Annotated in this window: 28 protein-coding genes; 2 read left to right on the forward strand and 26 right to left on the reverse strand. The window is 45.4% G+C overall.

The features are described from left to right. The 4 genes from H7198_RS02065 to H7198_RS02080 all read right to left on the reverse strand — a co-directional run bounded on the left by H7198_RS02065 (window position 1) and on the right by H7198_RS02080 (window position 2,362). On the reverse strand, window positions 1-369 hold the full coding sequence (locus H7198_RS02065) for a cell division protein FtsL (RefSeq protein WP_274458157.1): 369 nt from the start codon (window positions 367-369) through the stop codon (window positions 1-3). Between the two features lie 54 nt (window positions 370-423). Further along, window positions 424-1,380, reverse strand: a complete 957-nt coding sequence (gene rsmH / locus H7198_RS02070; RefSeq protein ID WP_274458158.1) for a 16S rRNA (cytosine(1402)-N(4))-methyltransferase RsmH — start codon at window positions 1,378-1,380, stop codon at window positions 424-426. A gap of 40 nt (window positions 1,381-1,420) precedes the next feature. Next, window positions 1,421-1,852, reverse strand: a complete 432-nt coding sequence (mraZ, locus tag H7198_RS02075) for a division/cell wall cluster transcriptional repressor MraZ (RefSeq protein ID WP_274458159.1) — start codon at window positions 1,850-1,852, stop codon at window positions 1,421-1,423. A gap of 171 nt (window positions 1,853-2,023) precedes the next feature. Beyond that, window positions 2,024-2,362: a hypothetical protein gene (locus H7198_RS02080; protein WP_274458160.1), complete on the reverse strand. Its 339-nt coding sequence runs from the start codon at window positions 2,360-2,362 to the stop codon at window positions 2,024-2,026. A gap of 103 nt (window positions 2,363-2,465) precedes the next feature. Between H7198_RS02080 and H7198_RS02085 the strand changes: the two genes are divergently transcribed. After that, a complete protein-coding gene (locus H7198_RS02085) occupies window positions 2,466-2,693 on the forward strand; it encodes a DUF4044 domain-containing protein (protein WP_091502087.1) in 228 nt (75 codons plus the stop codon). A 93-nt stretch (window positions 2,694-2,786) separates the two neighbouring features. Here H7198_RS02085 and H7198_RS02090 read toward each other — a convergent pair whose 3' ends face one another. From H7198_RS02090 to tig, 21 genes are all read right to left on the reverse strand, one after another. Then, complete coding sequence (locus H7198_RS02090; protein WP_274458161.1) at window positions 2,787-4,487, reverse strand: DAK2 domain-containing protein; 1,701 nt, start codon at window positions 4,485-4,487, stop codon at window positions 2,787-2,789. A gap of 6 nt (window positions 4,488-4,493) precedes the next feature. Further along, the gene (locus tag H7198_RS02095; RefSeq protein ID WP_274458162.1) at window positions 4,494-4,853 is read right to left on the reverse strand and encodes an Asp23/Gls24 family envelope stress response protein; all 360 of its coding nucleotides are present in this window, start codon (window positions 4,851-4,853) and stop codon (window positions 4,494-4,496) included. 150 nt (window positions 4,854-5,003) lie between these two features. Beyond that, window positions 5,004-5,204 carry a 50S ribosomal protein L28 gene (rpmB, locus tag H7198_RS02100; RefSeq protein WP_010691569.1) on the reverse strand — a complete coding sequence of 67 codons (201 nt, stop codon included), beginning with the start codon at window positions 5,202-5,204 and terminating at the stop codon, window positions 5,004-5,006. 90 nt (window positions 5,205-5,294) lie between these two features. Next, window positions 5,295-5,612 (reverse strand): thioredoxin, encoded by a 318-nt coding sequence (trxA, locus tag H7198_RS02105; RefSeq protein ID WP_274458163.1) that lies wholly within the window; start codon window positions 5,610-5,612, stop codon window positions 5,295-5,297. A 2-nt stretch (window positions 5,613-5,614) separates the two neighbouring features. Further along, window positions 5,615-6,265: a thiamine diphosphokinase gene (locus H7198_RS02110; protein ID WP_274458164.1), complete on the reverse strand. Its 651-nt coding sequence runs from the start codon at window positions 6,263-6,265 to the stop codon at window positions 5,615-5,617. A 61-nt stretch (window positions 6,266-6,326) separates the two neighbouring features. Beyond that, on the reverse strand, window positions 6,327-6,983 hold the full coding sequence (gene rpe, locus H7198_RS02115) for a ribulose-phosphate 3-epimerase (protein ID WP_274458165.1): 657 nt from the start codon (window positions 6,981-6,983) through the stop codon (window positions 6,327-6,329). Between the two features lie 35 nt (window positions 6,984-7,018). Further along, window positions 7,019-7,936 carry a ribosome small subunit-dependent GTPase A gene (rsgA, locus tag H7198_RS02120; protein ID WP_274458166.1) on the reverse strand — a complete coding sequence of 306 codons (918 nt, stop codon included), beginning with the start codon at window positions 7,934-7,936 and terminating at the stop codon, window positions 7,019-7,021. 81 nt (window positions 7,937-8,017) lie between these two features. Beyond that, the gene (gene pknB, locus H7198_RS02125; RefSeq protein ID WP_274458167.1) at window positions 8,018-9,862 is read right to left on the reverse strand and encodes a Stk1 family PASTA domain-containing Ser/Thr kinase; all 1,845 of its coding nucleotides are present in this window, start codon (window positions 9,860-9,862) and stop codon (window positions 8,018-8,020) included. Further along, window positions 9,862-10,731, reverse strand: coding sequence for a PP2C family protein-serine/threonine phosphatase (locus tag H7198_RS02130; protein ID WP_274458168.1), 870 nt, complete (start codon window positions 10,729-10,731; stop codon window positions 9,862-9,864). Before H7198_RS02130 ends, pknB begins: the two co-directional genes overlap by 1 nt. Before the next feature lie 5 nt (window positions 10,732-10,736). Continuing rightward, window positions 10,737-12,083 carry a 16S rRNA (cytosine(967)-C(5))-methyltransferase RsmB gene (gene rsmB / locus H7198_RS02135; RefSeq protein WP_274458169.1) on the reverse strand — a complete coding sequence of 449 codons (1,347 nt, stop codon included), beginning with the start codon at window positions 12,081-12,083 and terminating at the stop codon, window positions 10,737-10,739. Continuing rightward, complete coding sequence (fmt, locus tag H7198_RS02140) at window positions 12,076-13,047, reverse strand: methionyl-tRNA formyltransferase (RefSeq protein WP_274458170.1); 972 nt, start codon at window positions 13,045-13,047, stop codon at window positions 12,076-12,078. Before fmt ends, rsmB begins: the two co-directional genes overlap by 8 nt. 85 nt (window positions 13,048-13,132) lie before the next feature. Next, window positions 13,133-15,556 (reverse strand): primosomal protein N', encoded by a 2,424-nt coding sequence (priA, locus tag H7198_RS02145; protein ID WP_274458171.1) that lies wholly within the window; start codon window positions 15,554-15,556, stop codon window positions 13,133-13,135. A gap of 84 nt (window positions 15,557-15,640) precedes the next feature. Beyond that, window positions 15,641-16,756 carry an AAA family ATPase gene (locus H7198_RS02150; protein ID WP_274458172.1) on the reverse strand — a complete coding sequence of 372 codons (1,116 nt, stop codon included), beginning with the start codon at window positions 16,754-16,756 and terminating at the stop codon, window positions 15,641-15,643. 137 nt (window positions 16,757-16,893) lie between these two features. Continuing rightward, window positions 16,894-17,601 (reverse strand): DUF4097 family beta strand repeat-containing protein, encoded by a 708-nt coding sequence (locus tag H7198_RS02155; RefSeq protein WP_274458173.1) that lies wholly within the window; start codon window positions 17,599-17,601, stop codon window positions 16,894-16,896. Further along, complete coding sequence (locus H7198_RS02160; RefSeq protein WP_274458174.1) at window positions 17,598-18,170, reverse strand: HAAS signaling domain-containing protein; 573 nt, start codon at window positions 18,168-18,170, stop codon at window positions 17,598-17,600. The genes H7198_RS02155 and H7198_RS02160 overlap by 4 nt, the downstream gene beginning before the upstream one ends. Before the next feature lie 2 nt (window positions 18,171-18,172). After that, window positions 18,173-18,481, reverse strand: coding sequence for a PadR family transcriptional regulator (locus H7198_RS02165; protein WP_274458175.1), 309 nt, complete (start codon window positions 18,479-18,481; stop codon window positions 18,173-18,175). A gap of 112 nt (window positions 18,482-18,593) precedes the next feature. Continuing rightward, on the reverse strand, window positions 18,594-19,031 hold the full coding sequence (gene msrB, locus H7198_RS02170) for a peptide-methionine (R)-S-oxide reductase MsrB (protein WP_274458176.1): 438 nt from the start codon (window positions 19,029-19,031) through the stop codon (window positions 18,594-18,596). Continuing rightward, on the reverse strand, window positions 19,028-19,552 hold the full coding sequence (gene msrA, locus H7198_RS02175; protein ID WP_274458177.1) for a peptide-methionine (S)-S-oxide reductase MsrA: 525 nt from the start codon (window positions 19,550-19,552) through the stop codon (window positions 19,028-19,030). The genes msrB and msrA overlap by 4 nt, the downstream gene beginning before the upstream one ends. A 60-nt stretch (window positions 19,553-19,612) precedes the next feature. Next, window positions 19,613-20,197 carry a ribosome biogenesis GTP-binding protein YihA/YsxC gene (yihA, locus tag H7198_RS02180; RefSeq protein WP_274458178.1) on the reverse strand — a complete coding sequence of 195 codons (585 nt, stop codon included), beginning with the start codon at window positions 20,195-20,197 and terminating at the stop codon, window positions 19,613-19,615. A 2-nt stretch (window positions 20,198-20,199) separates the two neighbouring features. Further along, complete coding sequence (clpX, locus tag H7198_RS02185; protein ID WP_274458179.1) at window positions 20,200-21,447, reverse strand: ATP-dependent Clp protease ATP-binding subunit ClpX; 1,248 nt, start codon at window positions 21,445-21,447, stop codon at window positions 20,200-20,202. Window positions 21,448-21,518: 71 nt separating this feature from the next. Continuing rightward, window positions 21,519-22,811 (reverse strand): trigger factor, encoded by a 1,293-nt coding sequence (tig, locus tag H7198_RS02190; RefSeq protein ID WP_091502050.1) that lies wholly within the window; start codon window positions 22,809-22,811, stop codon window positions 21,519-21,521. A gap of 181 nt (window positions 22,812-22,992) precedes the next feature. Between tig and H7198_RS02195 the strand changes: the two genes are divergently transcribed. Continuing rightward, window positions 22,993-23,436: a GtrA family protein gene (locus H7198_RS02195; protein WP_274458180.1), complete on the forward strand. Its 444-nt coding sequence runs from the start codon at window positions 22,993-22,995 to the stop codon at window positions 23,434-23,436. Between the two features lie 57 nt (window positions 23,437-23,493). On the opposite strand, the gene pepV is transcribed toward H7198_RS02195, so the two are convergent. Next, window positions 23,494-24,909 (reverse strand): dipeptidase PepV, encoded by a 1,416-nt coding sequence (gene pepV, locus H7198_RS02200; RefSeq protein WP_274458181.1) that lies wholly within the window; start codon window positions 24,907-24,909, stop codon window positions 23,494-23,496. Window positions 24,910-24,918 lie beyond the last annotated feature (9 nt).

Here is a 24,918-nt window from a genome sequence, read left to right on the forward strand (position 1 = left end):
TTATTGATTGACGTTGCGAACGTTATTAGTACTTTGTTCCATGTTAGCTGACTTCGCAACTTTCTCCAAGTTATCCTTGTTCGTCTTCGCCTGAATATCGCCACGGTAGGAATCGTTTTCTTCCTTCACCTTGTCGATCTTTTCGCTAACAGCCTGGTTTCGTGCATCAACACGTTGCATTGAAACGGTCGTCCAAACGGTTGCCAACATCATGAAGAGAACCGTTACCGCCATAACAATCACAAGTGAACGTTCTTGCTTTGTCCAAACGGCTGGCTGATAGCGTCTTTTAACCTTAACTTTTTTACGGGTAGTTTGCTTTGGTAGCGCTCTTGCCGCATCTTGATAATGGTATGCGTTTTGTGCCATTGAATTCTCTCCTTTACTACGAATTACCTTTAAATCATTACCTAGAATTAAAGGTTAGCTTTCGTCCGATACTTTTAACCGTTCAATTCCTCGCAGCTGTGCTGAAGAAGAACGGTGATTTTCTTCTTGTTCTTTTTCGCTTGGCTTAATTGCCTTGCGAGTTAATAGTTTATAATCTGGTTGCATTTCTGCCGGAATGACTGGTAGTCCTCGTGGCAACTCTGGTGCCTGAGACTTTTCCTTAAACATCTGCTTAATCAAGCGATCTTCCTGTGATTGGAAGGAGATGGCCGAAATTCGACCACCCACGTCCAATAGATTCAAAGCCTGCGTCAAGGAATCTTCCAGAGCCCCTAACTCATCGTTAACGGCCACGCGCAAGGCTTGGAAGGAGCGCTTGGCTGGGTGCCCACCGTGTCGACGAGCAGGAGCCGGAATGGCTTCTTTAATAATTTCGACTAATTCAAAGGTCGTTTCGATTGGCGCTACTTCCCGGTGCTGTTCGATTTTACGGGCAATCGCTTTACCGAAGCGGTCTTCACCATAACGGGTTAAGACACGCACCAAGTCATTAAATGGCCAATCATTCACAATTGTCTTAGCTGTTAACTCTTGACGCTGGTCCATTCGCATATCCAACGGCGCATCGTTATTATAGGAAAAGCCACGGTCACCCTGATCGAATTGGACGGATGAAACACCCAAATCGTAAAGGACTCCGTCAACAGCAATAACACCTTGGTCTGCTAATGATGATTTAAGAGTACGGAAGTTGTTAAAAATTAAAACCAACTTACCCGCAGCAATCTCGTCCTTATACTGCTCTTTGTTATAAGCAATGGCTGTTTCGTCCTGATCAAAAGAATAAAGACGACCAGTTGTTAAGCGAGACAAAATAACACCAGTGTGTCCACCGCCACCAAGGGTCGCATCAACGTATACACCATCAGGTTTCACGTTTAATAAATCAACGGCCTCTTTTTGGAGAACGGTTATATGTTCAAATGTCATCTTTCCCCTCCTCACGGTGTCCGATTCGTCTCATTCCCTATTAAAAGTCGAAATCAACCAATCCTTCGGCAATTTCGTCAAAGTTTTCAGCAGTTTCAGCAGTGTAAGCCTGCCAGTTATCTGCTGACCAGATTTCAAAGGAATCACCGACTCCGGTCACAACGACTTCCTTTTCCAATCCAGCGTGCTCTTTTAAATTAGCAGGGATAATCACGCGTCCCTGCTTATCGAATTCAGCTTGCATGGATCCAGCCATTACAAAACGCTTAAAAGCCCGGGCGTCTTTCTTCCCGATTGGTAGATTATTTAACTGTTCTTCCAATAGATTCCAGACGTCCAAAGGCATTGCACGCAAGGAATGTTCCATCCACTTTGCAATCACAAAAGTTTCGCCTAATTGGTTTCGAAACTTAGCAGGAATCGTGAGCCGGCCCTTGGGATCTAAGTTATGTGATGATTCGCCCATGAACATGATGGCCCACTCCTCCCTTCCTGTGGATTACTTACATATAATTTACCACATTCCCCCACTTCCCTCCACTTTTCTTTAAGACTTTTTTAAAGAACGGCAGCAAAAAAGGGCTAAAGGCTTGATATATCAAGCTTTTAGCCCTGTGGGGGATTTTCCCTAATTTTATTCAATTTATGCAACGATAGCCCAAATAATGGTGATAACACAGAGAACAGTCGCAACTAATCCCGAAGTTCGCCAAGCGATGTGGATAAATCGTAAAGCTGTCGTACTATTACGTCCAATTACCAAAAAGGCCCAAACGCCAGCTAGCAATAGGTACAAAACCACCGCCGCCAGCACATCCGACCGATAAAAAACCGTCCCCTCAATTTCATAAAAGGCTAACCATGTTGGAAGCGTAATCAAATCTACGAATGATACTTTCGGAAAGGCACGGTACAAAAAGCGCCAAAGCATCACCAGCATTAATACTGCTACCCATATTCCAGTCCAAAAATACCATGCCATTCATTTTCACCTCTCGTTTACTTTACCAAGCAAAAGCCAAAATTTCAATTTTACAAATTCCTGTGTTAAGATATCCCTAGAACATTCAGGAGAACACGGGATTATGTCAAAGAAGAAAAAGAAGCAGGTAGTTGCCGAGGCACCTTCCTCATCAGCAGTCGATAAAGCATTGGAAGAAGAAGTAAATCGCCAACTTGAAAAGCGCCCTCTTCCAAAGGTTGAAAAGAAAAAGAAGACGCGCTATCAAAAATGGACGCTCTTTATGTCCATCTTCATGGTCATCGTGATGGCTGGATCAGTTATTTACGCTGCTATCTCAGCAATTCGTTAATAAAAAAGTTCTGCTAGTTTTCAGCAGAACTTTTTTATTTACTATTTATCTAGAACTAAAAAAAGGCAAACCATATTGGTTTGCCTTTTTCTTTTATTCAACAGAAAGTAAGAATGGATACAAATCTTGTCCACCATCGTGAACTTCGATTTCAAGGTCTTCGTCAATCTCAGAAATGGCTTCTTCCAAAGCTTTTTCTTCCTTTGGCTTCGCACCCTTACCAGAAATAATCGTAACAATTTCTGAATCATCATCACACATTTGTTCTAGCAAAGCCTTAGAAGTATCAACCAACTTTTTACCAACAACGACAATTTCGCCGTCCTTCATTCCAAGCCAGTCACCCTTCTTAATATCATGACCCTTCAAGCTCGTTTCACGAACCGCTTGCGTAACAGCACCAGAAACAACCGTTCCCAATTCATCCGTCATCGCAGCTTCGTTATCTTCAACTGAAGCATCAGGGTTATAAGCCATCATCGCTGTCAATCCTTGCTGGATTGAACGAGACTTGACAACAGCCACTGGCACCTCTGCCATTTCCTTGGCTTGATCAGCCGCAAGGAAAATGTTTGAGTTGTTTGGCAAGATAATCGCCTTCTTTGCGCCAGACTGTTGAATAGCATCAACAAAATCCTTCGTAGAAGGGTTCATTGTTTGACCCCCGGTAATCACTTGGTAAACGCCGAGTGAATCGAAGAGTTTAGCAATACCGTCACCAGAAGCAACTGCGAAGACGGCTAATTCAGGCGCTTCAGCCTTTTCTGCTTTTTGAGCATTAGCCTTGTTTTCAGCAGCCTGTTCATCAATAACAGCTTGCTGTTGGTTACGCATGTTATCAACCTTCACCTTGCGAAGCGAACCAAATTCAGTTCCCCAGTGAATGATTGTTCCAGGGTCTTCAGTATGAACGTGCACCTTCACAACGTCATCATCGTTAATTACTAAGAGTGAGTCACCCTTATCAGCGATAAAGTTGTAAAAAGTATCGTAGTCAAAGTCCTTCGTCCAAGTTGTTCCCTGGCCCAAATCAACCATAATTTCAGTACAGTAACTGAATTGAATATCATCTGGATTCAATGATTCATCAGCCTGTGCACCAGCGTGAAGGTTTGAAACCATCTGGTCCAACTCTGCGTTATCGGGTGCTTCCAAGTTATTCTCATCAAAAGTGCCCAGGATAACATCAGTAAAGGCTGACAATACCATTACCAATCCTTGTCCACCAGAATCAACAACGCCAACTTCCTTCAAAACAGGTAACAAATCAGGAGTTGAGTCCAAAGCCTTTTGGGCCGCAACTTGAACGTTCTTCATCATGACTGGCAAAGCATCGCCAGCGGAAGCAGAACGATCTGCTTCAGCAGCAGCTTCGCGAATCACCGTTAAAATCGTTCCTTCGGTTGGCTTCATGACAGACTTGTAAGCCACCTTGGCAGCTTCCATCAAGGCATCTGCCATATCACGGGCTGACAAAGTCGCCTTATCGGCCATTGAATTCGACATTCCACGGAAAATCTGTGACAAGATAACCCCAGAGTTTCCACGGGCGCCCATCAAAAGGCCCTTGGCCGTAGCCTTCGACAACTGACCGACGGTTTGATCCTGTGACTCCCGTTCGTATTCGGCACCAGATGCCATCGAAAGGGCCATGTTCGTTCCCGTATCGCCATCAGGCACAGGGAAAACGTTTAACTTATTAATATTTTCAGCATTGGCAGACAACTTCGCTGCAGCAGCATTCACCATCTTGCCATATTCAAGGGGCGTAATGGTTGTGATTTCTTCAGTCATTCTCTCTTAATCCTCGGTTTCAATCCCTTGAACAATGACGTTCACTTCAGGTACTTGTAGGCCTAGGTAGGCGTTTAGATAGTACTTCACACGGGCTTGAACGGAAGCTGAAATATCAGCCAACTTCATACCGTGTTGAACAACGATATAAACATCGATTGTTAACCCTTTTTCCTGCTGTGAAACCACAACCCCACGGCCATAGTTTTCGCGATTCAAGATTTGGTTAACACCATCTTTCAAAGCGGAACGAGACGCCATACCAACCACTCCAGGGTTAGCAATGGTTGCTCCACCGACAACGGAAGCGATTACGTCGTTTTCAACCGTGACATCACCGTTTTTTGTTCGAATTTTAATTGCCATCGCACTGCTGTTGTGAAGCAAAAGACCCGCTCCACTTTCCTTTCAAATTACTTACTTATATTTTAACATGATTCGGCGAAAAGCCCCAACTCGGGCTGAGACTTTTGAGGGGCCTTATCAAAATAAAAAAACCACCCAGTGGAGTGGTTTTTATACACGTTCGATTGAGCCGTTCTTAAGACCGGCCTTCAAAGTACGTGCAGTCAAGTAAACTTTCTTAGGTGCGGAACCGTTAATCTTAACTGTTACCTTTTGCAAGTTTGGCTTCCAGCTACGACGACTTGAGTTCAAGGCGTGTGAACGTTGGTTACCAAAGCGGGTGCGTGCACCGTTAATTGCATCTTTTGCCATGTGTGACCCTCCTATCCGAGCCGCACGACGTGCTTGCTCTTCTTATCAACATGAAATATTTTACCAGAGCCATACAAAATTAGCAAGAAATTAAGCATATTTATGCAAAATCTCGCTTAACTGTTCCTTATTGTGGAAACCGGTTAGTTTTTCTACTTCTTGACCATCTTTCAAAACAACCAAAGTTGGGATTGCACGAATGGCAAACTCCGCTGGTACAGCCTTATTCTCATCAACATCAACCTTATAAAAGGAAATGTTATGATACGCTGCATCATCAGCCAAGGCATCTAGTACAGGTGACTGCATTCGACATGGGCCACACCAAGTTGCCCAAAAATCAACAATCGAAACGCCCGACTGAGTTTTTTCTTTAAAATTAGTATCTGTTAGTGCTTCAACTGCCATTGCTACCCCCTATCAACTGACTGTGTATACAGTACAATTCCTCTGTCAATGGAAACATGTACCAATTCATTAACAAATTCATTTGATGAATACATTCTACCGCTTGTTTCTCTTAGAGTCAAAGGATACTCGGCATCTATGATTTTAAAATTATCAACTATACCTAATGGCATAAACCCAAGGTAGTGATGTCCTGGAAGGCGTTTCACAACTTCGTGTTCTGGGTCTAAATAGCCAACCGTATTCTGGCAGTCAACAATCCAAAAATGCCCAGGTAAACCAGGAAAATCCTCGTGAAGGGGAATTGATAAATTAGACAATTCATGGTCCAAGCGCCCCCCAGTTGCGCCGTATAACATAATTTCATCGGCCCCCTGATCCAGAGCATAGGACACCGCTAACTCGGTATCCGTATAATCTTTTTTAGGTGGATACACACGAAAGTCCCGGTCCGCCTGATAACTTTCCAACTCCTTCTTCTCAGCTGAATTCAAGGAATCAAAGTCACCGACGGACAGTAAGGGTTCAAACCCCTCCTGCATCAAATAGAAGCCACCACGATCGGCGCCAATCCATTGACCAGGTTCCTGAAAAAGATTATCAGGCCAATTATCCTTAGGACCGCCAGCTAAAATGTTAATTCGCATCCTCATCCTCCAAAATAAAAGCGAGCTGAACAATCAGCCCGCTTGCAGCCAACTGGCTGTTTAATCATTACTTTGTGACGTCCAACAAGGTTTGCACCTTAGCTGCTGGATCCTTTTTATCGTAAACATATGAACCGGCAACAAAGACGTTGGCACCAGCTTCAGCAGTCAACTTTGCCGTTTCGTTATTGATACCACCATCAACTTCGATATCAAAGTCCAAGCCGAGTTCCTTCTTGTAAACCATCAATTCCTTAATCTTATCAGTCATTTCAGGTAAGAAAGCCTGCCCCCCAAATCCAGGGTTAACCGTCATAACCAAAACCTGGTCAACCATTGAAAGAACGGGGACAATTGCAGAAACTGGTGTTCCAGGGTTGATCACAACTTCAGCCTTAACGCCGGCCTTCTTAATCATTTGCAAAACGCGGTGAATATGTGGTGTTGCTTCAACGTGCACACCAATCAAATCAGCACCGGCATCCGCCAATTCTTGCACGTGGTTTTCAGGATGAACAGCCATCAAGTGGACGTCCAAGAACAAGTTTGTCTTTGGGCGCAATTGCTTAACCCATGCTGGTCCATAGGCCATTGAAGGCACAAATGAGCCATCCATTAGGTCAATGTGCAAGTACTTAGCTCCTGCCTTTTCTACCAAAGTCACGTCTTCACCCAACTTTGTAACATCAGCGCTCAAAATTGATGGGGCAATAATTCCTGCCATATCATTCCTCTTTCTTTGCTATCTTTTTTGTAAAATCAGTTCAAACGGTCCAGTTTCCACTTAGCCGAATTCTTTTGATAAACCGGCCTTTTACCCTTAATAATCTGGTAAAAGAGTTCATAACTATTATAGCGCTCGGCACTAATGCTGCCAAGGTTGACCGCCTCTTTCACCGCACAACCGGGTTCATTTAAGTGGGAGCAGGTCCGGAAACGGCAGTTAACAGCAACTTCACGGATTTCAGGGAAGTAATTTCCCAGCTCTTCTGCTGGAAAGTCAAAGACTTCGTAAGATGAAAATCCCGGTGTATCAGCAATCAAGCTTTCATATTCCTTAACCGGAATTAAGGATACCTGACGGGTCGTGTGCTTTCCACGTGAAAGGGCCTGCGAAACCTCACCGACCTCTAACTTCAACTCTGGGGCTAACTGGTTCAACAAAGTTGATTTACCAGCCCCCGTCTGTCCCATGGCCACGACCACCTTGTCCTTAAGCAGCGGACCGAAGGTTTCCTTCAAATCATCCCCTGCAAAAATCACTGGATAACCGATTGATTGGTATAACGAGACTTTATTGCGAAAGGCTGCTTGTTCATCATCGGATAACAAATCAAGCTTTGAGAAGTACAGAACCGGTTTGACCTGTTCGGCCTCCAAGGCAACTAACTGCCGATCCAGTAAATTCTGAGAAAATGCCGGTTCCACAACGGAGGTCACCACAATCGCTAAATCAACATTAGCAACCGGTGGGCGCACCAAGCTATTCTCACGTGGATGGAGCGCCCAAATCAATCCTTCACCATTTTCTGATTCAAAGTCAGCCCAATCGCCAACCAAGGGCTTTTGTCCTTTTTTTCTAAATTGTCCTCGAGCCCGGGTCCGTTCAACCGTCCCATCTTCAAGCATTAAATCATAGTAACCGGCCAATGACCGAATAATTCGTCCTGTTTTCATAGGAACATTATAACATGGCAATCCAAGCATTCATTCTAATAAAAAAAGGAATTCCAATTGGAATTCCCTTTTAAAACTAGTTTAGTGGCTCGATGACGATGAAGAACTAGCACTTGAGCTAGAACTTGACGAGGAGCTATTGGATGACGAGCTAGCAGCACCCGAAGATACCGTTAGTGTCAACGTTTGGTCCAGACTAAACTTCGATCCAGCAGCAGGGTTTTGTGACAAAACCGTACCGGCTTCTTTGTCAGAATCTTTAATCTGGAAGGACAAGGCTACTTGGTTCTGGTTAGCCCAAGACATGGCTGCCGACTGTGACCAGCCAGTCAAGTTTGGCAAGTTAATTGACTTTGCCCCCGATGAAACCGTCAAAGTGATGGTCGTATCCGATGGGTCAACGTGCGTTCCGGCAGCAATGGACTGTTCCATGACCTGTCCGGAAGCAACAGAAGTGGAGTTTTCCGTCTTCTTTTTAACCGTGATTCCCTTATCCGTCAACTGGTTGGCTGCATCTGAATAGGAAAGCCCTGTGTAATCAGAAAGGGTGACAGAGTCACTTCCTGAAGAAATAATCAACTTTACCGATGAGCCCTTCTTAACCGAAGTACCCACACCCGGTTTCACCTTAATCACGTTTCCCTTATCAACAGAACGTGAACTCGTCGTACTTGTTCCCGACACGGTCAGGCCGGCATCCTCAATCTTCGACTTTGCCGAAGATTCCGAGAGATTGGCAACATCAGGCACAGACACAGTACTTGATTGAGTCTGAGCGGCAAAGTAGGAAATCCCCGCCACTGCGGCCAAGAAAATAACGAATAGGAAAATCCACTTCCCCTTCTTAGAATATTTAATACCATTTTTCTTCAAAACATCACGAACAAACTTTGGCGTTCGATCAACTCGGTCAGAAATATCTTTTACAGAATAGCCTTTCTTACCCAAGTCGATGATTTGAGCCGTCACATCTTCTGGTTGCTCTTCGGCAGGTTCATCCTCAATCGGATCATCCTCAACGAATGGATGAGCATTCCAGTCCGGTGTGACTAGCTTTGTTTCATCCGAAGCTTCAGGAACAAAACGGCCCTCACCAGAGCGACGCTTTGAAAGTGATGTCTTCAAATCATCCGCCATCGCTTCCGTTGAGAAATAACGGTCCTTGGCATCCTTAGCGGTAGCACGAAGAATCACGTTTTCCAATGGTTGTGGAATTTGTGGGTCAAAGTCGCGCACGTAAGGCATTGGAACTTCCGCGTGCTGGTAAGCAATACGGTCAGCCGAATCCCCCTGGTATGGTACCTGGTTGGTCAACATCTCGTAAAGGATGACTCCCAATGCATAAATATCAGACTTTTCAGAGGCTGATTGTCCACGAGTCACTTCTGGCGCCAAGTAATGGATTGATCCAATGACCGGTTCCTGTGACGATGTCATCCCATACTTATTTTGAGCTAGCGCAATTCCAAAGTCAGTAATTTTTACCTGTCCTTGCTTGTTAATCAAAATATTCTGAGGCTTCAAATCACGGTGGATAATCCCTGCTTTATGGGCAGCTGAAACAGCATCTAAAACCTGTTCCATGATATCCACGACTTCCTGATAAGGAATTGGGAAATGCTGCTTAATGAAGTCCTTCAAATCCGTGCCATCCACATACTCCATAATTAAGTATGGGCAGCCATCGGCTTCACCCATATCATAAAGTTGCACGATGTGGTCATTTACCAGCGTTGTCGCTGCCTTTGCTTCCTTTTGGAAACGAGACAAAGCTTCCGGCTGATTCTTAATATCCAATCGAATCATTTTTAGCGTTACATCACGCTTCAAATAGGTATCAAAGGCTTGGTAGACATTGGCCATACCGCCCTCACCTAAGGAGCGCACGATTTTATAACGATTATCGATTAACGTGCCTTGTTCCATTAGTCTAGTCTCCCCTTCAATCCATCTTTTAGAATTATTTCTTCTGCCTTAGCTGGCACTTCAGCTGACTTCATTGCTAACCGTTGACCAGAAGGCTGTTCCGACTTAGCCATATCAGTGACAAGCAGCGCCGTGACATTATCCGGTACATTGCGAGCAATGGCCGCCGTCGTCAAAACAGACAGCCGCTCAGATATATCCAAGACCGAGCCCAAAATTGGGTTATTCCCCGGCCGACGCTCCCCCGGTTGAATGAAATCCATCTGTTCTTTAATCGATAGGACTTTACCAAAACCATCTGAGGTCAAATAGAGCCAATCCCCCTTTTCAGGAGTAACGGTCGTCCATTCGAGGTCAACTTGTTTATTAACACCAAAATAACGGGTCAGCGAATCGGCGTCTGGTAAAGCCGAATCGACCACTTCACCAGATTGCCGTTCCAACTCGTTCTTTAAAGTGTGATCAAAAGTCAGTAACCGTGCTTCACCATTTCGCAGTAAATAAGCACGGGAATCACCGGCGTTGGCTACAAGCACTTGACCATGTAAACAAACGGCCAATACGATTGTTGTTGCCATCTGGCTAATTCCTTGGTCATGCTGACCGACCAAAAGAATCGATTGATTCGCCAAATCCGCTTGGTGAATCAACCATTCCTTAACCTTTTGTTCATCATTTATGGCAACCTGTTCCCAGGCCCGTCCCAAAGCCGTCACCACCATTTGGGCGGCTTTTTTAGAACCTTTTTGAGAGCCAACACCATCCGCAACCATCACTAAAGGATCGCCGGCGCGATTATAAAAAGCGCCAACGGCATCTTGATTGTCGGGCCTAACCGGCCCTTTGTCACTTTGGTAGGCAATTGCCATAACTGTTAGTCCTTTCTCTGAAAGGTGGCGATGTAAAAGCCATCAGTTTGATAATCATCTGGGTACAATTTCAAGGCCAGTGTCTCACGGTCAGCCTGCACATTCAACTTCGTCTCGGTCTTTACCTGAACAAAGTCTGGGTGCTTAGCCAAGAAGGCTGCGACAACTCCGTCGTTTTCCTGGTTCAAAATGGTACAAGTTGAATAAACCAGGTAGCCATTCTTCTTTAGCTTTGATGCAGCAGCTTCTAAAATATCAAGCTGCAACGTAGCCAAATGTTCCACATCCGCCAGTGTCTTATCGTAACGAATTTCTGGCTTACGACGTAGCAGACCCAAACCAGAACAAGGAGCATCAACCAAGATTCGGTCGAATTCTTGATGAAGTTCATCTGGTACCTTACGTGCATCCAAGGCCATGGCATCAACACGGTCAGCCACACCCATACGGGCGGCGTTTTGGGCAATCAACTTCACCTTGTGGTCATGAATATCCAAAGCCCTTACCCGAGCCCCGTCAGACAGGTACTGGGCGATTTGAGTCGTCTTTCCACCCGGTGCTGCGGCAGCATCCAAAACAGACTGAACGGAATCATCAATATGCAAGGCTTCGACCGGTAGCATGGCTGATTCGTCTTGAATCGTCAAAAGGCCATCCTGATAGGCCTTTGATGAAGCAACATGCCCACCAGAGACAATCAAAGCGTCAGCGGCAAGCCTGCCGTCCTTAACCGTGTATCCTTCAGTTTCCAAAGATTCCTTAACGGCAGCCTTATCAGCCTTGGCCGTGTTCACGCGGGCGGACTGTTCCGGTGCATGGTTCAAAGATTGCAGGATGCTTTCCGCCTTCTTATCACCCAACTGCTTGCTGATTTCTGCAACCAGCCATTCAGGTACTGAATAGGTGATGGACAGACGCTTGGTCTCGTCCTTAATCTTAGCTGGATCTGGCAAGCCATGGCGGTCCATGCTATGTAAGATAGCCGTTACGAACTTTCCGGCACCAACGTTCCCCAAAGTTTTGGCCACTTCAATCGTTTCGTTAAAGATGGCGTGTTTTGGAATTCGGTCCAATTTCTTCCACTGGTAAAGGGCTGTCAATAGCAACTCCTTCAACCAAGGTTCCATCTTCTTTCCCTTAACGAAGGGATTCAACCAGTATTCCAAGAGTAAACGGTACTGAATTGTTCCGTAAACCAGACTGGTCAGCAATCCCTTGTCAGAGTCCTTCAAGGGATTTTGCTTAATAATTTGATTCAACTGCAAGTTCGAGTAAGCCCCGTTTTTGACTTTAGCCAAAGTCACAGCCGCCAATAGACGGGGGTTATTTGAACGTAACGTTTTCTTAGGCATTCGCCTCTCCTAAATCAATCCAAGCATCCCCAACGGCAAGATTTTGTCCTGCCCCGTTCAAGAATGCCGTAATTGGCATCACTGCCTTACCAGCTGGTTGCAATTCTTCCACGGCAATTTGACTACCATCAGCAGCCGCCACGTGCAAGTGCTTCTTATCCTTAAAAGTAATCACACCGGGCTTTGCGTCCGTCTTTTCAGGAAGTGGACTAACCTTCACAAACTTAATTGACTGGCCCTTTGACTTGGCATGGGCTGGGTGGGTTGGATACAAGCCACGAATGTGCCAGTCCAACTCCTGTGCCGTTTCCTTATCAAGGTGCAATTCCTGCTGTTCACGGGAGATATTAGGTGAAAAAGTCACCTCCGCTTCATCCTGTGGCTGACCCTTCAGCTCACCAGAAGCAATCTTCTCCAAGTTCTCAGTCACAAGGCCAACGGCTGCTGCCCCTAACTTATCAAACATGGTGCCGACATTATCGGATTCCGTGATTGGGACTTTAACAACCGCCAAAGCATTCCCAGCATCCATCTTCTTCACCATGTACATCAAGGTTACACCGGTTTCTCGATCACCATTCATAATGGCGTAGTGAACGGGTGCCCCACCACGGTACTTAGGTAGCAAAGAAGCGTGGGCGTTAACCGCACCGTACTTCGCTGCCTCCAATAACTTCACTGGCAAGAATTGACCGAAGGCCGCCGTCACAATGAAATCTGGTGCGATTTCAATGACCTTAGCCATTTCTTCTGAGCCAGAAATCTTCTCCGGCTGCAAAACCGGTAATCCTAATTTTTCAGCAGCTTCCTTAACTGGGCTAGCCTTTAGTTGTCGCTTGCGCCCAAAAGGACGGTCAGGCTGCGTTACCACAGCTTTGACGTCAAAACGATCATCTGAAGCAAGGGCTTCTAAAGTTGGAACCGCAAACTGTGGGGTTCCCATAAAGACGATTGATAAAGCCATGTTTTCTACCTCACTCTATTTTCTAAAAAAGTCTCAATATTTACATTATAACAAAAATTACTAAGGGCCAAAAAGACCAGGCCAATCACATAAAGGAAACCGGGTCCCGCCGAACTTCCAAGCGGAAGCCCTTCTCGGCCTTTTGAGAACGGTCGACTAAGTCCCGCAACAGTTCGTCTGCCTCATGGGGCTTTTTCATCTTCAAAATCATCTGGAAGAAATAACGGCCCTGTAGCTTTGCAATCGACCGGGGCGATGGTCCCAAAACTAAGACATCTTCTGGCAGGCGCTTTCGCAGCCAGGCAGCAATTTTGGCCGTCTGTAAGGCCACCTTGGATTCATCCACATCCGAACACTGAATCTGAATGGTGTAGAAGTAAGGCGGAAATTCTGCCGCATGACGAATCGCCATTTCCTGACGGTAAAAGCCCTCATAATCATGATTCTGTGCGAACTTTAAGGCGTAGTGGTCAGGATTAAAGGTTTGAATAACAACCTCCCCCTGCTGCTCGGCACGGCCGGCACGGCCAGCCACCTGAGTTAGAAGTTGGAAGGTCTTCTCAGAAGCACGAAAATCCGGCAAGCCCAATCCCGTATCGGCGTTTAAGACACCGACTAAGGTCACATCAGGAAAATCCAATCCCTTGGCGACCATCTGTGTTCCTAACAAAATCTGTGCTTTCTTCTTTCCAAAGTCGGCTAAGGCCTTAGCCATTGCCCCCTTCTTCCGGGTCGTATCCTGGTCCAATCGAATGACACCGTATTCGGGCAGCAATTTTTTGAGCTCCGCCTCGACTTTTTCAGTCCCCGTTCCGTAATAACGGATTCGGTGGGAACCACAGGCCGGACAGACTTGAGGAATCGGCTCCTGATAGTCACAATAGTGGCACTTCAGAGTACGTGTGTCCATATGCAGGGTCATTGCCAGGTTACAGTTTGGATCTCGTGGCACATAGCCGCAATCCCGACACATCACAAAGGAAGAAAAGCCACGGCGATTTAGCATCAAAACGGCCTGCTCGCCCCGTCCTAGGTGCTCCTTCAACTTATCTAAGAGTTTCTGAGAGAAGTTGGTGTCGCCACGGTCCAGTAATTCCTGTCGCATATCGACAATGTCAACTTTAGGAAGACTCGCCGCTGGATTCGCACGGGCTGTCAAAGTCAACAATTGATAAACGCCTTTTTGGGCACGGGCCCGACTCTCCAATGAAGGAGTTGCCGAACCAAGCACAACCGGTGCCTGGTGGTAGGTGCCACGCCAAAGGGCGACGTCTCGGGCTGAATAATGGGGATTCTCACTTTGGCTGTAGGAAGCTTCATGCTCCTCATCCACAATAATCAAGCCCAGCTTATCGAGGGGAGCAAAAACGGCAGAACGTGCTCCGACAACCACCTGTACCTTTCCCTCACGGATACGGCGCCACTCGTCATAGCGCTCACCAGCAGATAGGCCGGAATGTAGCAAGGCGGTTTTATCGCCAAAACGGTCCTGCACTCGCTTTTGCATTTGCGGCGTCAAGGCAATTTCCGGCACTAAGAAAAGCACCTGCTCACCTCGGTTAATCGCCTCTTGGGCTGCCTGTAAATAAACCTCGGTCTTACCAGAACCAGTAATTCCTTCTAAGAGGAAGGTTGTCTTCTGCCTTTCTTTAATCGCCAGAGTGATGGCGTCATAGGCAGCCCGCTGTTCTGGATTCAGTACCTTTTCTTGCTCAACACGGTTACCAGAAACAGTATCAGGACGACGCTTCACCTCAACCTGGACCTTTTTCAAAATCCCCTTTTCAACAGCCGTGTTCAAAGAGGCAGCTGAGGTATCTAGCTGGGTTAACCATTCTTGCTTCGAAAAAGTTTGCCCCGGGTGTTTCCTAGCAAAGTCGAGTAGGCGCTGTTGCTGCTTAGCCCCCTTACTTAACTGTTTCTCAATGTCTTCCAAAACTGACTGATCAGCATTTGTTTGGTAGGCCAAAATCGTTTTAATCTTCCCCTTATTTTCAATCACAGGGACAACCGCCAATTGCCCGGCCTTTTGCAATTCTCGAATCGCCCGCCAGCCCTTGGCCGTGAAGTCTTTGGTCTTCACAAGACGTTCTTGCTGACCGTCCAAATAGGTAACTCGGTCCTCATCGGATAGTCCAGCCAAAGCCGTTAACTTCTTTCGATAATCCGCCTTTAAGGCCGTGGGTAACATCAAAGCTAAAAAGGAAACCCAGTAAGAAAAGTTTGTTTCCGCTAGGTCATGGGCCAGAGTCAGTAACTCTTCTGAGAGCACTGGCTTGTCATCCAGTACAGTTAAAACATCCTTTACCTGCTCCTCTTTTAAATCAGCTGGTAATTTGTCTACTAAACCAACAACATAGCCCAATACCGAACGGTGCCCAAAAGCAACCAAAACGCGAACGCCTGGGACGACTTGCTCATTCAATTCATTTGGGACCAGATAGGTATAAGGTCGGTTCGTCTGCTGGGTTGGTACGTCAACCACAACCTCTGCGTATGACTGCTCCATGGCACTCCTTTCGGTAAAAATACTATATAGAATTCAAATTAAAATACTATAAAAGGGCCTACCAACCGGTAGCCCCCTCAAGTGTTAAACCTTTGTCAAGTTGACACCAACACGTTCTTCAATAATGTGTAAAGCTTGTAAGTAACGGGCGTAATAACCATCATGGTCAATTCCCTGTCCCTCGTGTTTCAAGGCCACAGCCTTCTCTTCAAAGCCGTACTCTTTAATAATCTGCCAAAGGTGCTTGTCAAAGAGGCGGGAATACTCTTCATCCGCTCCATTATCAACCGCTACCTCGGGTGGAATAACCAAAATAAGGTCCAGCTCTTCTTCCCCGATGGTGTTATCAAAGAGTGCCTTTAACTTCTGGTTATCTTCAGCCGATAACCAGGCCCGTGTTTCGGCCATGGTCACCATTGCATCCGTATCAAAGAAGGTCAAACCGTTGTTAGCGGGTGAATTAATTTCAGCCGAATTGGCATCGTACTGGCCCTGAATAATTCGCGTGTAGTCCTTTAGTAGCAGCTCAGAATCAAAGACATTCGACTTTTCTTGGTAAGTTCTTGAAAATTCAACTGAAAATGGTGAGTTCGATGTCCGGGCTAGGCGTCGCGTTAGCGTCGACTTACCAGTTTGCGGCGCCCCCACAACCAAGATTTTCTTAGCAAAGTGCCGACGAAAAACACGGTTAATGTAGTCCCAGTTCCCAAGTGGATCCTTACGGACGGCAGTCGCCGAAACCTTCAAAATTGTCCGGTCCATCAGGGAAACCGACCAGTGCGCATCATCAGGTAGAAGTTTTTCGAGCATTTCTTTATAGTCTGCTTCACCAGTATATAGGGTTATGTGAGCATCAGGATTCATAATATTGCGCTTAATCGTTTCCACTAAACGGTTCGTCCATTCCTGCCAACCATTGGGCATCTGTGGAATGTCATCTTCGTTAATATAATCAACCTTTATCCGCTTTTCATCATTAAAGGCCTCACGTAGATAACGAAAACGCTTTTCGACTGGTAAACCGATTTGGTCGCCACGGTCTCCCGTATAGCCAGAAGTAATGACCACCACACCATCATTTAACGCCGCCGCCTTATAAATTTCAGCCTGGTGTCCGATATGCATGGGTGCTAAAGTCCCGAAGAACACACCAATTCGATTTCCTGCTAGGTTTTCTTTTACTAAATTTGCTTTAACCATTTTCTCCTACCGAAATTGACTGACCGAAAGGCCGAATTGCTTTTATTATATCAAATTACTAGTAGGACTGAAAAAGTCCTTCCGCTTTATTAAATAAAAAACACTCCCATAAGAGAGTGTTCGTCATCGATAGTTCTTTATGTCAGTGAAATATCACCATTCAAATTTCGAAATGAAAGAACGGCCTGATCAGCTGTTACGTTTTGATAATTATTGGTGATATTCAAATCACCAAAACGACTATAGCCCTTTAACTTAGGGAGCGTTGAATTCTTGACAATGATGTCACCGTTTCGATTTTCAACATTTCCAGACTTGCTTACCTTACTATCTGAGATAAGAACATCACCATTAACATTGCCTATCTGAATTTCTTCAGTTTCCAACTTTGATAAGTGAATGTCTCCGTTCGTATTAGACAACGAAACATTCTTCAAATCAAACTTTTCAGGAATAATCACGGTAATCTGATGGCGACCATGGTTCTTAATCCCAAAGGACCAGTTATTCTTTTCATCCCCCGTGACTTTCACGGTGCCATCAATCGCAGAAACCGTCACACTGGTCTTTTCAGCAGGGTCTGTTAATACGGCAAAATGCTCACCGCGTTTCAAAATAACATCAGCATCCTTCGTTGTCACGTCAAGGGCTGTCACATCCTGCTTTCCTGTCGTCACCTGGTCAGGGGTTATATCAGCCGTCCCCTTTTCATCTTGATCAGACAGATAGATTGGTCCATTATTCCAATACAATTCACCTGGCAAGCCACCACGCCAAACGGCCACTCCCGAAAGCGTTAAACCGACAACAATGAAAACAAGGCCAACTAAAACTTTTTTATTCATCGTTTAGCCACCTTTCGAATCAGCCGGTAAAGGGTGTGGGTCAAGGCCTTAGCCCAATCGCTAGCCTTTAGTGATAACCAGCTAGCGTATGATGAGGCGATAATTGGAACGCCCAAAAGTGCTAAACCGATTCCGATATAGAATAAACCGGCCCAAATGTTTTGTGGACAGACAACCGCCCCAGCAATGACAACGAAAGCAGAAGCCAGAATAAAGGCAATGGCGATAACCCATGCCATAAACGGCAATATCAAAATCAACACATAGGCAGTAATTAACAATGGGAACCAAACCGGCGCGCTAATTAATACCATTAACCAAAAAAGCCAGCCATCCCGTCGAAATAGTGATTGCTTTTTCTCATCATCACTTTCAGCATGCTCTTCATTTAGATTAAATTCCGTACGAAGTTTCTTAGCCAGTGCAGAAGGTTCACCCAACTTTTCACGGGCCGTCTCATCCGACAACTTCCCATCCGTAAAGTAATTCCGATAGGAATTCATTATGTTTTCTCGCTCGCTGACTGGCAGGTCTTTTAAGGTCTGCTCGAGCTCTTGTATATAGGTCATTCTTACCCTTCTCCCAGTAACGAATTAATCTGGTCTTCAAAAGCCAACCAGTCCGCACAGGCTTCTTTTAAGTGTAACTGTCCTGCATCAGTTAATTCATAATACTTACGAACTCGTTCCGCAAATACCTTTGAGCTAGTCGTGACCAATCCCGCTTTCTCTAAACGTCGTAATACCGGATAGGTTGTCGAGTCTGAAATTGGCACTTCACTTTGAATCTTTTTTGTCAGGGCATACCCGTACAAAGGCTCCTCCTGTAAAACAGAAAGAATCACCGCTTCCAGAACTCGATTAGGAATCTTAATTGCCATACTACTCTCCTCATACAATATTATATAAGATATAGTATTCGCCGTAAATATTCTAATTAAAAAATTCAAATTAAAAAGTCCCTGCAGATACACAAGGACTTTTCTAAAAATATTACTTAAATAATTTCAAGTAGCGGCCGTAGCCCTCTTTTTCCATGTCCGCTTTTGGAACAAAACGTAAGGAAGCAGAATTAATGCAATAGCGTAATCCGCCCTTATCAGCCGGCCCATCAGGAAAAACATGGCCGAGGTGGGAGTTAGCTTCCGCTGACCGCACTTCGGTTCGCACCATTCCAAAGGAAGTATCGGTATTTTCCTTTAAATCAGCTTCATCAATCCCCTTAGTAAAGGCAGGCCAACCACAACCTGAATCGTACTTATCAGTTGATGAGAAAAGGGGTTCGCCCGACACCACATCAACAAAGATGCCGTCCTCCCACCACTGGTCGTACTTACCAGTGAAGGGGCGCTCCGTTCCCGCGTTTTGGGTCACTTCATACTGTTCAGGAGTGAGCCGTTTTTTTAACTCTTCTTGGTTAAATTTTGTCATCGCTTATCCCTCCAATACTTGGCCCGGTACTGCTGCCTTGGCACCATCATCATTGCTTCTCGCAATGGATCTTTCTTATAAAAGTCTTGATGGTACTCTTCAGCTTCATAAAAAGGCTTAGCATCTTCAATTGCTGTGACAATTGGTTTCTTAAAGCGACCAGATTCTTCCAAGGCCTTCTTGGATTCTTCGGCCACCCGCCGCTGCTCAGCCGAGTTCACGAAAATCACCGGGCGGTAAGAATCACCACGGTCAGCAAACTGCCCCATGGCATCGGTTGGATCAGCCACCTGCCAGTAGAGGTCAACTAGTTCACGGTAGGTGATCACATCCGGGTCAAAGTCAATCTTGACCGCTTCCGTGTGCCCAGTCGTATGTGAACAAACCTGTTCGTACGTTGGATTTGCAACATGGCCACCGGTATAACCAGAACGAACTTTGATAATTCCTGGTAAAGAATCAAAGGGTTCGACCATACACCAAAAACAACCACCTGCAAAAATTGCGCTATCTTCTGCCATAGAAAAAGACCTCCTTGGTACTCTATTGTACCAAGGAGGTCTTTTCGGTCAATTCTAATTTTACATTCGTTCTTCAATCCAGTTCCAAACCGTATCCTTACCGGACTTAGTTACGGAAGAGAAAAAGCAGAAGTCTGAATTAGCGGGATCAAAACCAACCGCCTTCTTGATGATTGATTCCGACTGGTTCAACTTACCACGGGCAATCTTGTCCGCCTTAGTTGCCACCAAGAGAATTGGAATATTATAGTAATCCAACCACTGGTACATCATCACATCTTCTTCACTTGGCTTATGCCGGGCATCCACCAGTGAAATCACACCGCGTAATTGCTTACGAGTACTGATGTAAGTTTCAATCATTTGGCCGAATTCTTCACGCTTCTTTTTTGAAACCTTAGCATAGCCGTAACCAGGAACATCGACGAAGTACAGTTCGTCTTCGACTGAATAGAAATTCAAAGTCTGCGTCTTACCAGGTTGACTAGAAGTGCGGGCAAAATTCTTACGATTGATTAGGGTATTCGTCAATGAGGACTTCCCAACGTTTGAACGACCAACAAGGGCGAATTCAGGACGTCCGTCCTCTGGATATTGACTTGGGGAAACGGCCGACATGACCATTTCAACGTTATGAACATCCATAATTACTTCTCTTCTTTCTTCAGAACCAACTTTGGTTCTTTACCAGATTCAACAGCAGCCTTGGTGATGACTACCTTTTCAACATCGTCACGGGAAGGAATTTCATACATGATATCCTTCATGACTTTTTCGATAATGGAACGCAAGCCACGGGCACCAGTACCACGGGAAATGGCCAAATCAGCCATCGCCTTCAAAGCAGCTGGCTGGAACTCTAAGTCGACACCATCCAAGCCCAAGAGAGCTTTGTACTGCTTAACAAGAGCGTTCTTAGGCTGGGTCAAGATGTGGGTCAAATCCTCGACCGTCAACTCGTCCAATACCGTGATAATTGGCAAACGACCAATAAATTCAGGAATCAATCCGAACTTTGAAAGGTCTTCTGGTTCCACGTTCTGGAGGATGTTGTCCTTTGACAAAGCTTCTGCGTTTTCAGAAGAAGCAGAACCAAATCCAATCACTCGCTTACCAAGGCGTTCCTTGATAATGGTATCCAAACCAGCAAAGGCACCACCAACGATAAAGAGAATATTGGTCGTATCCACCTGAATCAATTCCTGGTTGGGATGCTTACGGCCACCCTGAGGTGGAACGGAAGCAATCGTACCCTCTAGCATCTTAAGCAATGCTTGTTGAACACCTTCACCAGAAACGTCACGGGTAATTGAGACGTTTTCAGACTTCTTGGCAATCTTATCGATTTCATCGACGTAGATGATACCACGTTGGGCTGATTCAACATCGAAATCCGCTGCTTGAAGCAACTTCAACAAGATGTTCTCAACATCTTCACCAACGTATCCGGCTTCTGTCAAAGTCGTGGCATCCGCAATCGCGAATGGCACTTGCAGAATCTTAGCCAATGACTGAGCCAAGTAGGTCTTACCGGAACCAGTTGGTCCAAGCAAGGCGATGTTTGACTTTTGCAACTCCACATCCGTTGTCTTCAAGGCGTTTTCGTTAACACGCTTGTAGTGGTTGTAGACAGCCACTGCCAAAGTCTTCTTCGCATCATCTTGTCCAATCACGTAGTCGCCCAGTGATTCAACAATTTGCTTTGGAGTTGGCAAATCAATTTGCTCTTCCTTAGCGTCGATAGCTAAGTCCTCTTTAATAATCTGCTCAGCCAGGTCAGTACATTCATTACAAATGTACAAGCCATCAGGTCCGGCAACTAACTTTTTAACCTCATCGGCGCCCTTCCCACAGAAGGAACAGTGAATCATTGGTCCTTGATTTTGCTCAGCCATAAGCCGTCCTTTCGTTTTTTACTTAAAACTCATTATAAGAAAAAAAGCCCGCAATGGGCTTTTAATCACGTTTACTTTGCCTTAGCAGAAGAAACGATCTTATCAACCGCTGCCTTCATGGCGATGTCATGCTTCAACAAAGCGTCTGACAATGATTGCTTAACTTGTTCTTCAGAGATGTTGTACTGTGAAGCCAAATCCTTCACTTCGGCAGCAACTTCTTCGTCTGATGGTTGTACATCTTCAGCCTTAACGATGGCTTCCAATACCAAGTTAGTCTTAACACGGTTGTCGGCACCTTCAGCAAATTGCTTCTTTAATGAATCTTCTGTTTGACCAGAGATTTGGAAGAACATTTGTGGTGAGATACCTTGTTGTTGCAATTGACCGAGGTATTGTTGCATTTGACGGTTAACGTCTTCATCGATCATTTCTTGTGGAATGTCGCCACCAACAACTTCAGCGTTCTTTACAGCAGCTTCAACGGCTGCGTCTTCGAAGGCATCCTTGGCTGCTTCTTCACGAGCTTCTTCCAAGTTCTTCTTAGTCTTGGCCTTCAATTCGTCAAGAGTGTCAACGTCTTCGTCAACATCCTTAGCAAATTCGTCGTCCAAGTCTGGCAATGACTTGCGCTTGATTTCGTGAAGCTTTACTTCAAACAAAGCTTCCTTACCAGCCAAATCCTTAGCTTGGTAATCTTCTGGGAAGGTTACCTTCACATCAACATCGTCACCGGCAACGTGGCCAACCAATTGGTCTTCGAAGCCAGGGATGAATGAACCTGAACCCAATTCAAGTGAGTAGTCCTTTGATTGTCCACCTTCGAAGTGGTCACCATCAATTGAACCGTCAAAGTCGATTACGACAGTATCGCCGTTTTCAGCCTTTGTACCTTCAGGTTGCAAAACCAATTCAGCTTGGTTTTCTTGCATACGCTTGATTTCAGCATCAACGTCTGCATCTGAAACAGTGGCATCTTGCTTTTCAACAGTCAAACCAGTGTAGTCACCCAACTTGATTTCTGGGGCAACGGCAACTTCAGCCTTCATTTCCCAGTCAGCACCCTTTTCCATTGAAACTGGAGCGATGTCAGGTTGTCCAACAACCGTAATACCTGCTTCTGCAACAGCAGCTTGGTAAGCGGCTGGCAAAACAAAGTCCATTACGTCTTGGTACAATGCTTCTTCACCAAACTTTTGCAAGAATAGTGACATAGGTACCTTACCCTTACGGAAACCAGGAACGGCAATCTTGTCCTTGTTCTTTTCAAAAGCGGCCTTCAAGCCCTTTTGTACATCCGCTTGTGCGATTGAAAATTCTAATGTTCCGCGGTTTGCATCCGCAGCTGCTGTCCATTTAGACATAGTAAATCCTCCAAGTTATTTCTTCCTACTAATTTTAGACTAAATAGACGATTATCACAAGGTTTCTAGGCCCGATTTCCTAGAAAATCACGACTTATTTCTAATTTGAAAATTTTTAATGTTCATTTTGTTAATCTTTGCTATTATATATTGCAATAACACGGTTTAGAGGGAAGAAGCCATGGTTAAACAATTACTAAAAAAATATGACCGCATCATTCGCTACCTTGTCTTAGGATTTGGTACTTTTTTGGTGAACATGTGGGCCTATGGTTTCATTTCCAAAGTCGCTAACTATTCAATCGCATACACACTGGCCTGGGGAATTGCGGTACTCTTCGCATACGTAACTAACCGACAATGGGTTTTTGAATCAAAAGTTTCCGGTTGGCAGGTTGTCCCTGAGATTATCAAGTACTACTCCTCTCGTGGTCTCACTTTCTGGCTGGGATTAGTCATCATGTGGATTGGTGTTAACCTAATGTCTTTCAACGACTTTTACGTTAATATCGCTCGTAACGCCATGCTACTGATTCCAAACTACTACTTAGCAAAGTTTTATGTTTTCCGCGATAAGCAGAAGCAAGAACAAGCTGCAATCGAAAGCGACCTAGTGGAAGATTAATTTAAAAAAATAAAAATGCTGTGCAGAATCTGCACAGCATTTTTTTATTACCGTTAATTATTCAGGCAAGTTGGCCAATTCGTAAATGGCTTGACCATAAATTCCCATTGAGCGAACCAAATCGTCAACCAAGGCAAATTCGTTGACTTGGTGCATCGTTTCTGGTGAGTCTGGGAACAAAGCACCGAAGGCAACCCCACGGTCCATCAAACGACCGTACGTTCCACCACCAATAACTTGATCGTAGGCTGGCAAACCAGTTTGATCATGGTAAATGTTCAAAAGCGTACGAACAACTGGATCATCAGGTGCAACGTAGTGAGGTACCTGAGAATGTCCGCCAATCTTGGCTTCGTGTGGCCAAGATGAAACAGCGTTTGCCAATTGTCCACGAATGAAGTCTGGTGAAATACCCTTTGGATAACGGAAGTTATAGTTAATGAAAGCACCCTCTTCTTCGTTGAAACGAATGATTCCAACGTTCATTGACAAGGCACCCATTACTTCGTCTTCAAAGGCAACGCCTAGTTGACGACCAGTTGGGTCATCGTGTGACCAAGTACCCAAGTAAGCCAAGAATCCAGCGGCCGATCCACCGAATTCATACTTTTCCAAGAAATGAGCCAAGTAAGTTCCAGCGTTTTCACCAGTTTCTGGTAATGAACCGTGGACTTGCTTTCCAATCAATTCAAGTTGGACTTCGTCGCCATCCAAAGTGACTTTTCCATGTACTTGAGGATGTGCTGCTAAGAAGGCCTTGAAGTCGTCATCGACTTGGTCAAAAGTCAAACCGCCAACCGTTGCACGAGCAACACCTGGCACCATGTTTGTACGCAAGCCAGACTCAAAGTTCAACAACTGAGCCTTATCGCCGTTTGTACCAGCGGCCGTCACGTTAACCTGCATGTTTCCCTTTTCACCGTTGATGATTGGGTATTCAGCATCTGGTGAGAACCCAAAGGCTGGCGCTGGTTCAACTTCGAAGTAGCGCGTCATTCCAGTCCAGTCGTTTTCTTCATCGGTACCAAAGATCAAACGAACACGGCGCTTCAATGGCAAGTTCATGTCACGAATCATCTTGAAGGCGTAGTAGGCAGCCAAACCAGGTCCCTTATCGTCAGATGCACCACGGGCAATCACCTTACCATCTTCAATCACTGCCGTAAATGGATCCGTATCCCAACCTTCACCGGCTGGCATGACATCGGCGTGGGCCAAGAGGGCAACGTATTCGTCACTGTCTTCTGGTCCAATCTCAATGTAACCAACAATGTTTTCAATGTTCTTAGTCTTGAAACCATCACGTTCTGCTAAGGACAAAACGTGAACCAATGCATCACGTGGTCCAGGGCCCAATGGGGCGTCCTTCGTTGCCTTACTATCGTCACGAACAGAAGGAATTGCTAAATAATCAGCTAGGTCGGCTAAATAAGCCGCCTCTTCTTCCTTTGCTTTCTCTTGCCAATTGATCATGGAAACCTC

Origin of the sequence: Fructobacillus sp. CRL 2054 (assembly GCF_028764065.1) — a bacterium.
GTDB lineage: Bacteria > Bacillota > Bacilli > Lactobacillales > Lactobacillaceae > Fructobacillus.

What these genes read in the sequence shown, in the direction of transcription:
- H7198_RS02065 (WP_274458157.1), bottom strand. Translation starts at nt 369, where the DNA reads ATGGCACAAAACGCATACCATTATCAAGATGCGGCAAGAGCGCTACCA.
- rsmH (WP_274458158.1), bottom strand. Translation starts at nt 1,380, where the DNA reads ATGACATTTGAACATATAACCGTTCTCCAAAAAGAGGCCGTTGATTTA.
- mraZ (WP_274458159.1), bottom strand. Translation starts at nt 1,852, where the DNA reads ATGTTCATGGGCGAATCATCACATAACTTAGATCCCAAGGGCCGGCTC.
- H7198_RS02080 (WP_274458160.1), bottom strand. Translation starts at nt 2,362, where the DNA reads ATGGCATGGTATTTTTGGACTGGAATATGGGTAGCAGTATTAATGCTG.
- H7198_RS02085 (WP_091502087.1), top strand. Translation starts at nt 2,466, where the DNA reads ATGTCAAAGAAGAAAAAGAAGCAGGTAGTTGCCGAGGCACCTTCCTCA.
- H7198_RS02090 (WP_274458161.1), bottom strand. Translation starts at nt 4,487, where the DNA reads ATGACTGAAGAAATCACAACCATTACGCCCCTTGAATATGGCAAGATG.
- H7198_RS02095 (WP_274458162.1), bottom strand. Translation starts at nt 4,853, where the DNA reads ATGGCAATTAAAATTCGAACAAAAAACGGTGATGTCACGGTTGAAAAC.
- rpmB (WP_010691569.1), bottom strand. Translation starts at nt 5,204, where the DNA reads ATGGCAAAAGATGCAATTAACGGTGCACGCACCCGCTTTGGTAACCAA.
- trxA (WP_274458163.1), bottom strand. Translation starts at nt 5,612, where the DNA reads ATGGCAGTTGAAGCACTAACAGATACTAATTTTAAAGAAAAAACTCAG.
- H7198_RS02110 (WP_274458164.1), bottom strand. Translation starts at nt 6,265, where the DNA reads ATGAGGATGCGAATTAACATTTTAGCTGGCGGTCCTAAGGATAATTGG.
- rpe (WP_274458165.1), bottom strand. Translation starts at nt 6,983, where the DNA reads ATGGCAGGAATTATTGCCCCATCAATTTTGAGCGCTGATGTTACAAAG.
- rsgA (WP_274458166.1), bottom strand. Translation starts at nt 7,936, where the DNA reads ATGAAAACAGGACGAATTATTCGGTCATTGGCCGGTTACTATGATTTA.
- pknB (WP_274458167.1), bottom strand. Translation starts at nt 9,862, where the DNA reads ATGGAACAAGGCACGTTAATCGATAATCGTTATAAAATCGTGCGCTCC.
- H7198_RS02130 (WP_274458168.1), bottom strand. Translation starts at nt 10,731, where the DNA reads ATGGCAATTGCCTACCAAAGTGACAAAGGGCCGGTTAGGCCCGACAAT.
- rsmB (WP_274458169.1), bottom strand. Translation starts at nt 12,083, where the DNA reads ATGCCTAAGAAAACGTTACGTTCAAATAACCCCCGTCTATTGGCGGCT.
- fmt (WP_274458170.1), bottom strand. Translation starts at nt 13,047, where the DNA reads ATGGCTTTATCAATCGTCTTTATGGGAACCCCACAGTTTGCGGTTCCA.
- priA (WP_274458171.1), bottom strand. Translation starts at nt 15,556, where the DNA reads ATGGAGCAGTCATACGCAGAGGTTGTGGTTGACGTACCAACCCAGCAG.
- H7198_RS02150 (WP_274458172.1), bottom strand. Translation starts at nt 16,756, where the DNA reads ATGGTTAAAGCAAATTTAGTAAAAGAAAACCTAGCAGGAAATCGAATT.
- H7198_RS02155 (WP_274458173.1), bottom strand. Translation starts at nt 17,601, where the DNA reads ATGAATAAAAAAGTTTTAGTTGGCCTTGTTTTCATTGTTGTCGGTTTA.
- H7198_RS02160 (WP_274458174.1), bottom strand. Translation starts at nt 18,170, where the DNA reads ATGACCTATATACAAGAGCTCGAGCAGACCTTAAAAGACCTGCCAGTC.
- H7198_RS02165 (WP_274458175.1), bottom strand. Translation starts at nt 18,481, where the DNA reads ATGGCAATTAAGATTCCTAATCGAGTTCTGGAAGCGGTGATTCTTTCT.
- msrB (WP_274458176.1), bottom strand. Translation starts at nt 19,031, where the DNA reads ATGACAAAATTTAACCAAGAAGAGTTAAAAAAACGGCTCACTCCTGAA.
- msrA (WP_274458177.1), bottom strand. Translation starts at nt 19,552, where the DNA reads ATGGCAGAAGATAGCGCAATTTTTGCAGGTGGTTGTTTTTGGTGTATG.
- yihA (WP_274458178.1), bottom strand. Translation starts at nt 20,197, where the DNA reads ATGGATGTTCATAACGTTGAAATGGTCATGTCGGCCGTTTCCCCAAGT.
- clpX (WP_274458179.1), bottom strand. Translation starts at nt 21,447, where the DNA reads ATGGCTGAGCAAAATCAAGGACCAATGATTCACTGTTCCTTCTGTGGG.
- tig (WP_091502050.1), bottom strand. Translation starts at nt 22,811, where the DNA reads ATGTCTAAATGGACAGCAGCTGCGGATGCAAACCGCGGAACATTAGAA.
- H7198_RS02195 (WP_274458180.1), top strand. Translation starts at nt 22,993, where the DNA reads ATGGTTAAACAATTACTAAAAAAATATGACCGCATCATTCGCTACCTT.
- pepV (WP_274458181.1), bottom strand. Translation starts at nt 24,909, where the DNA reads ATGATCAATTGGCAAGAGAAAGCAAAGGAAGAAGAGGCGGCTTATTTA.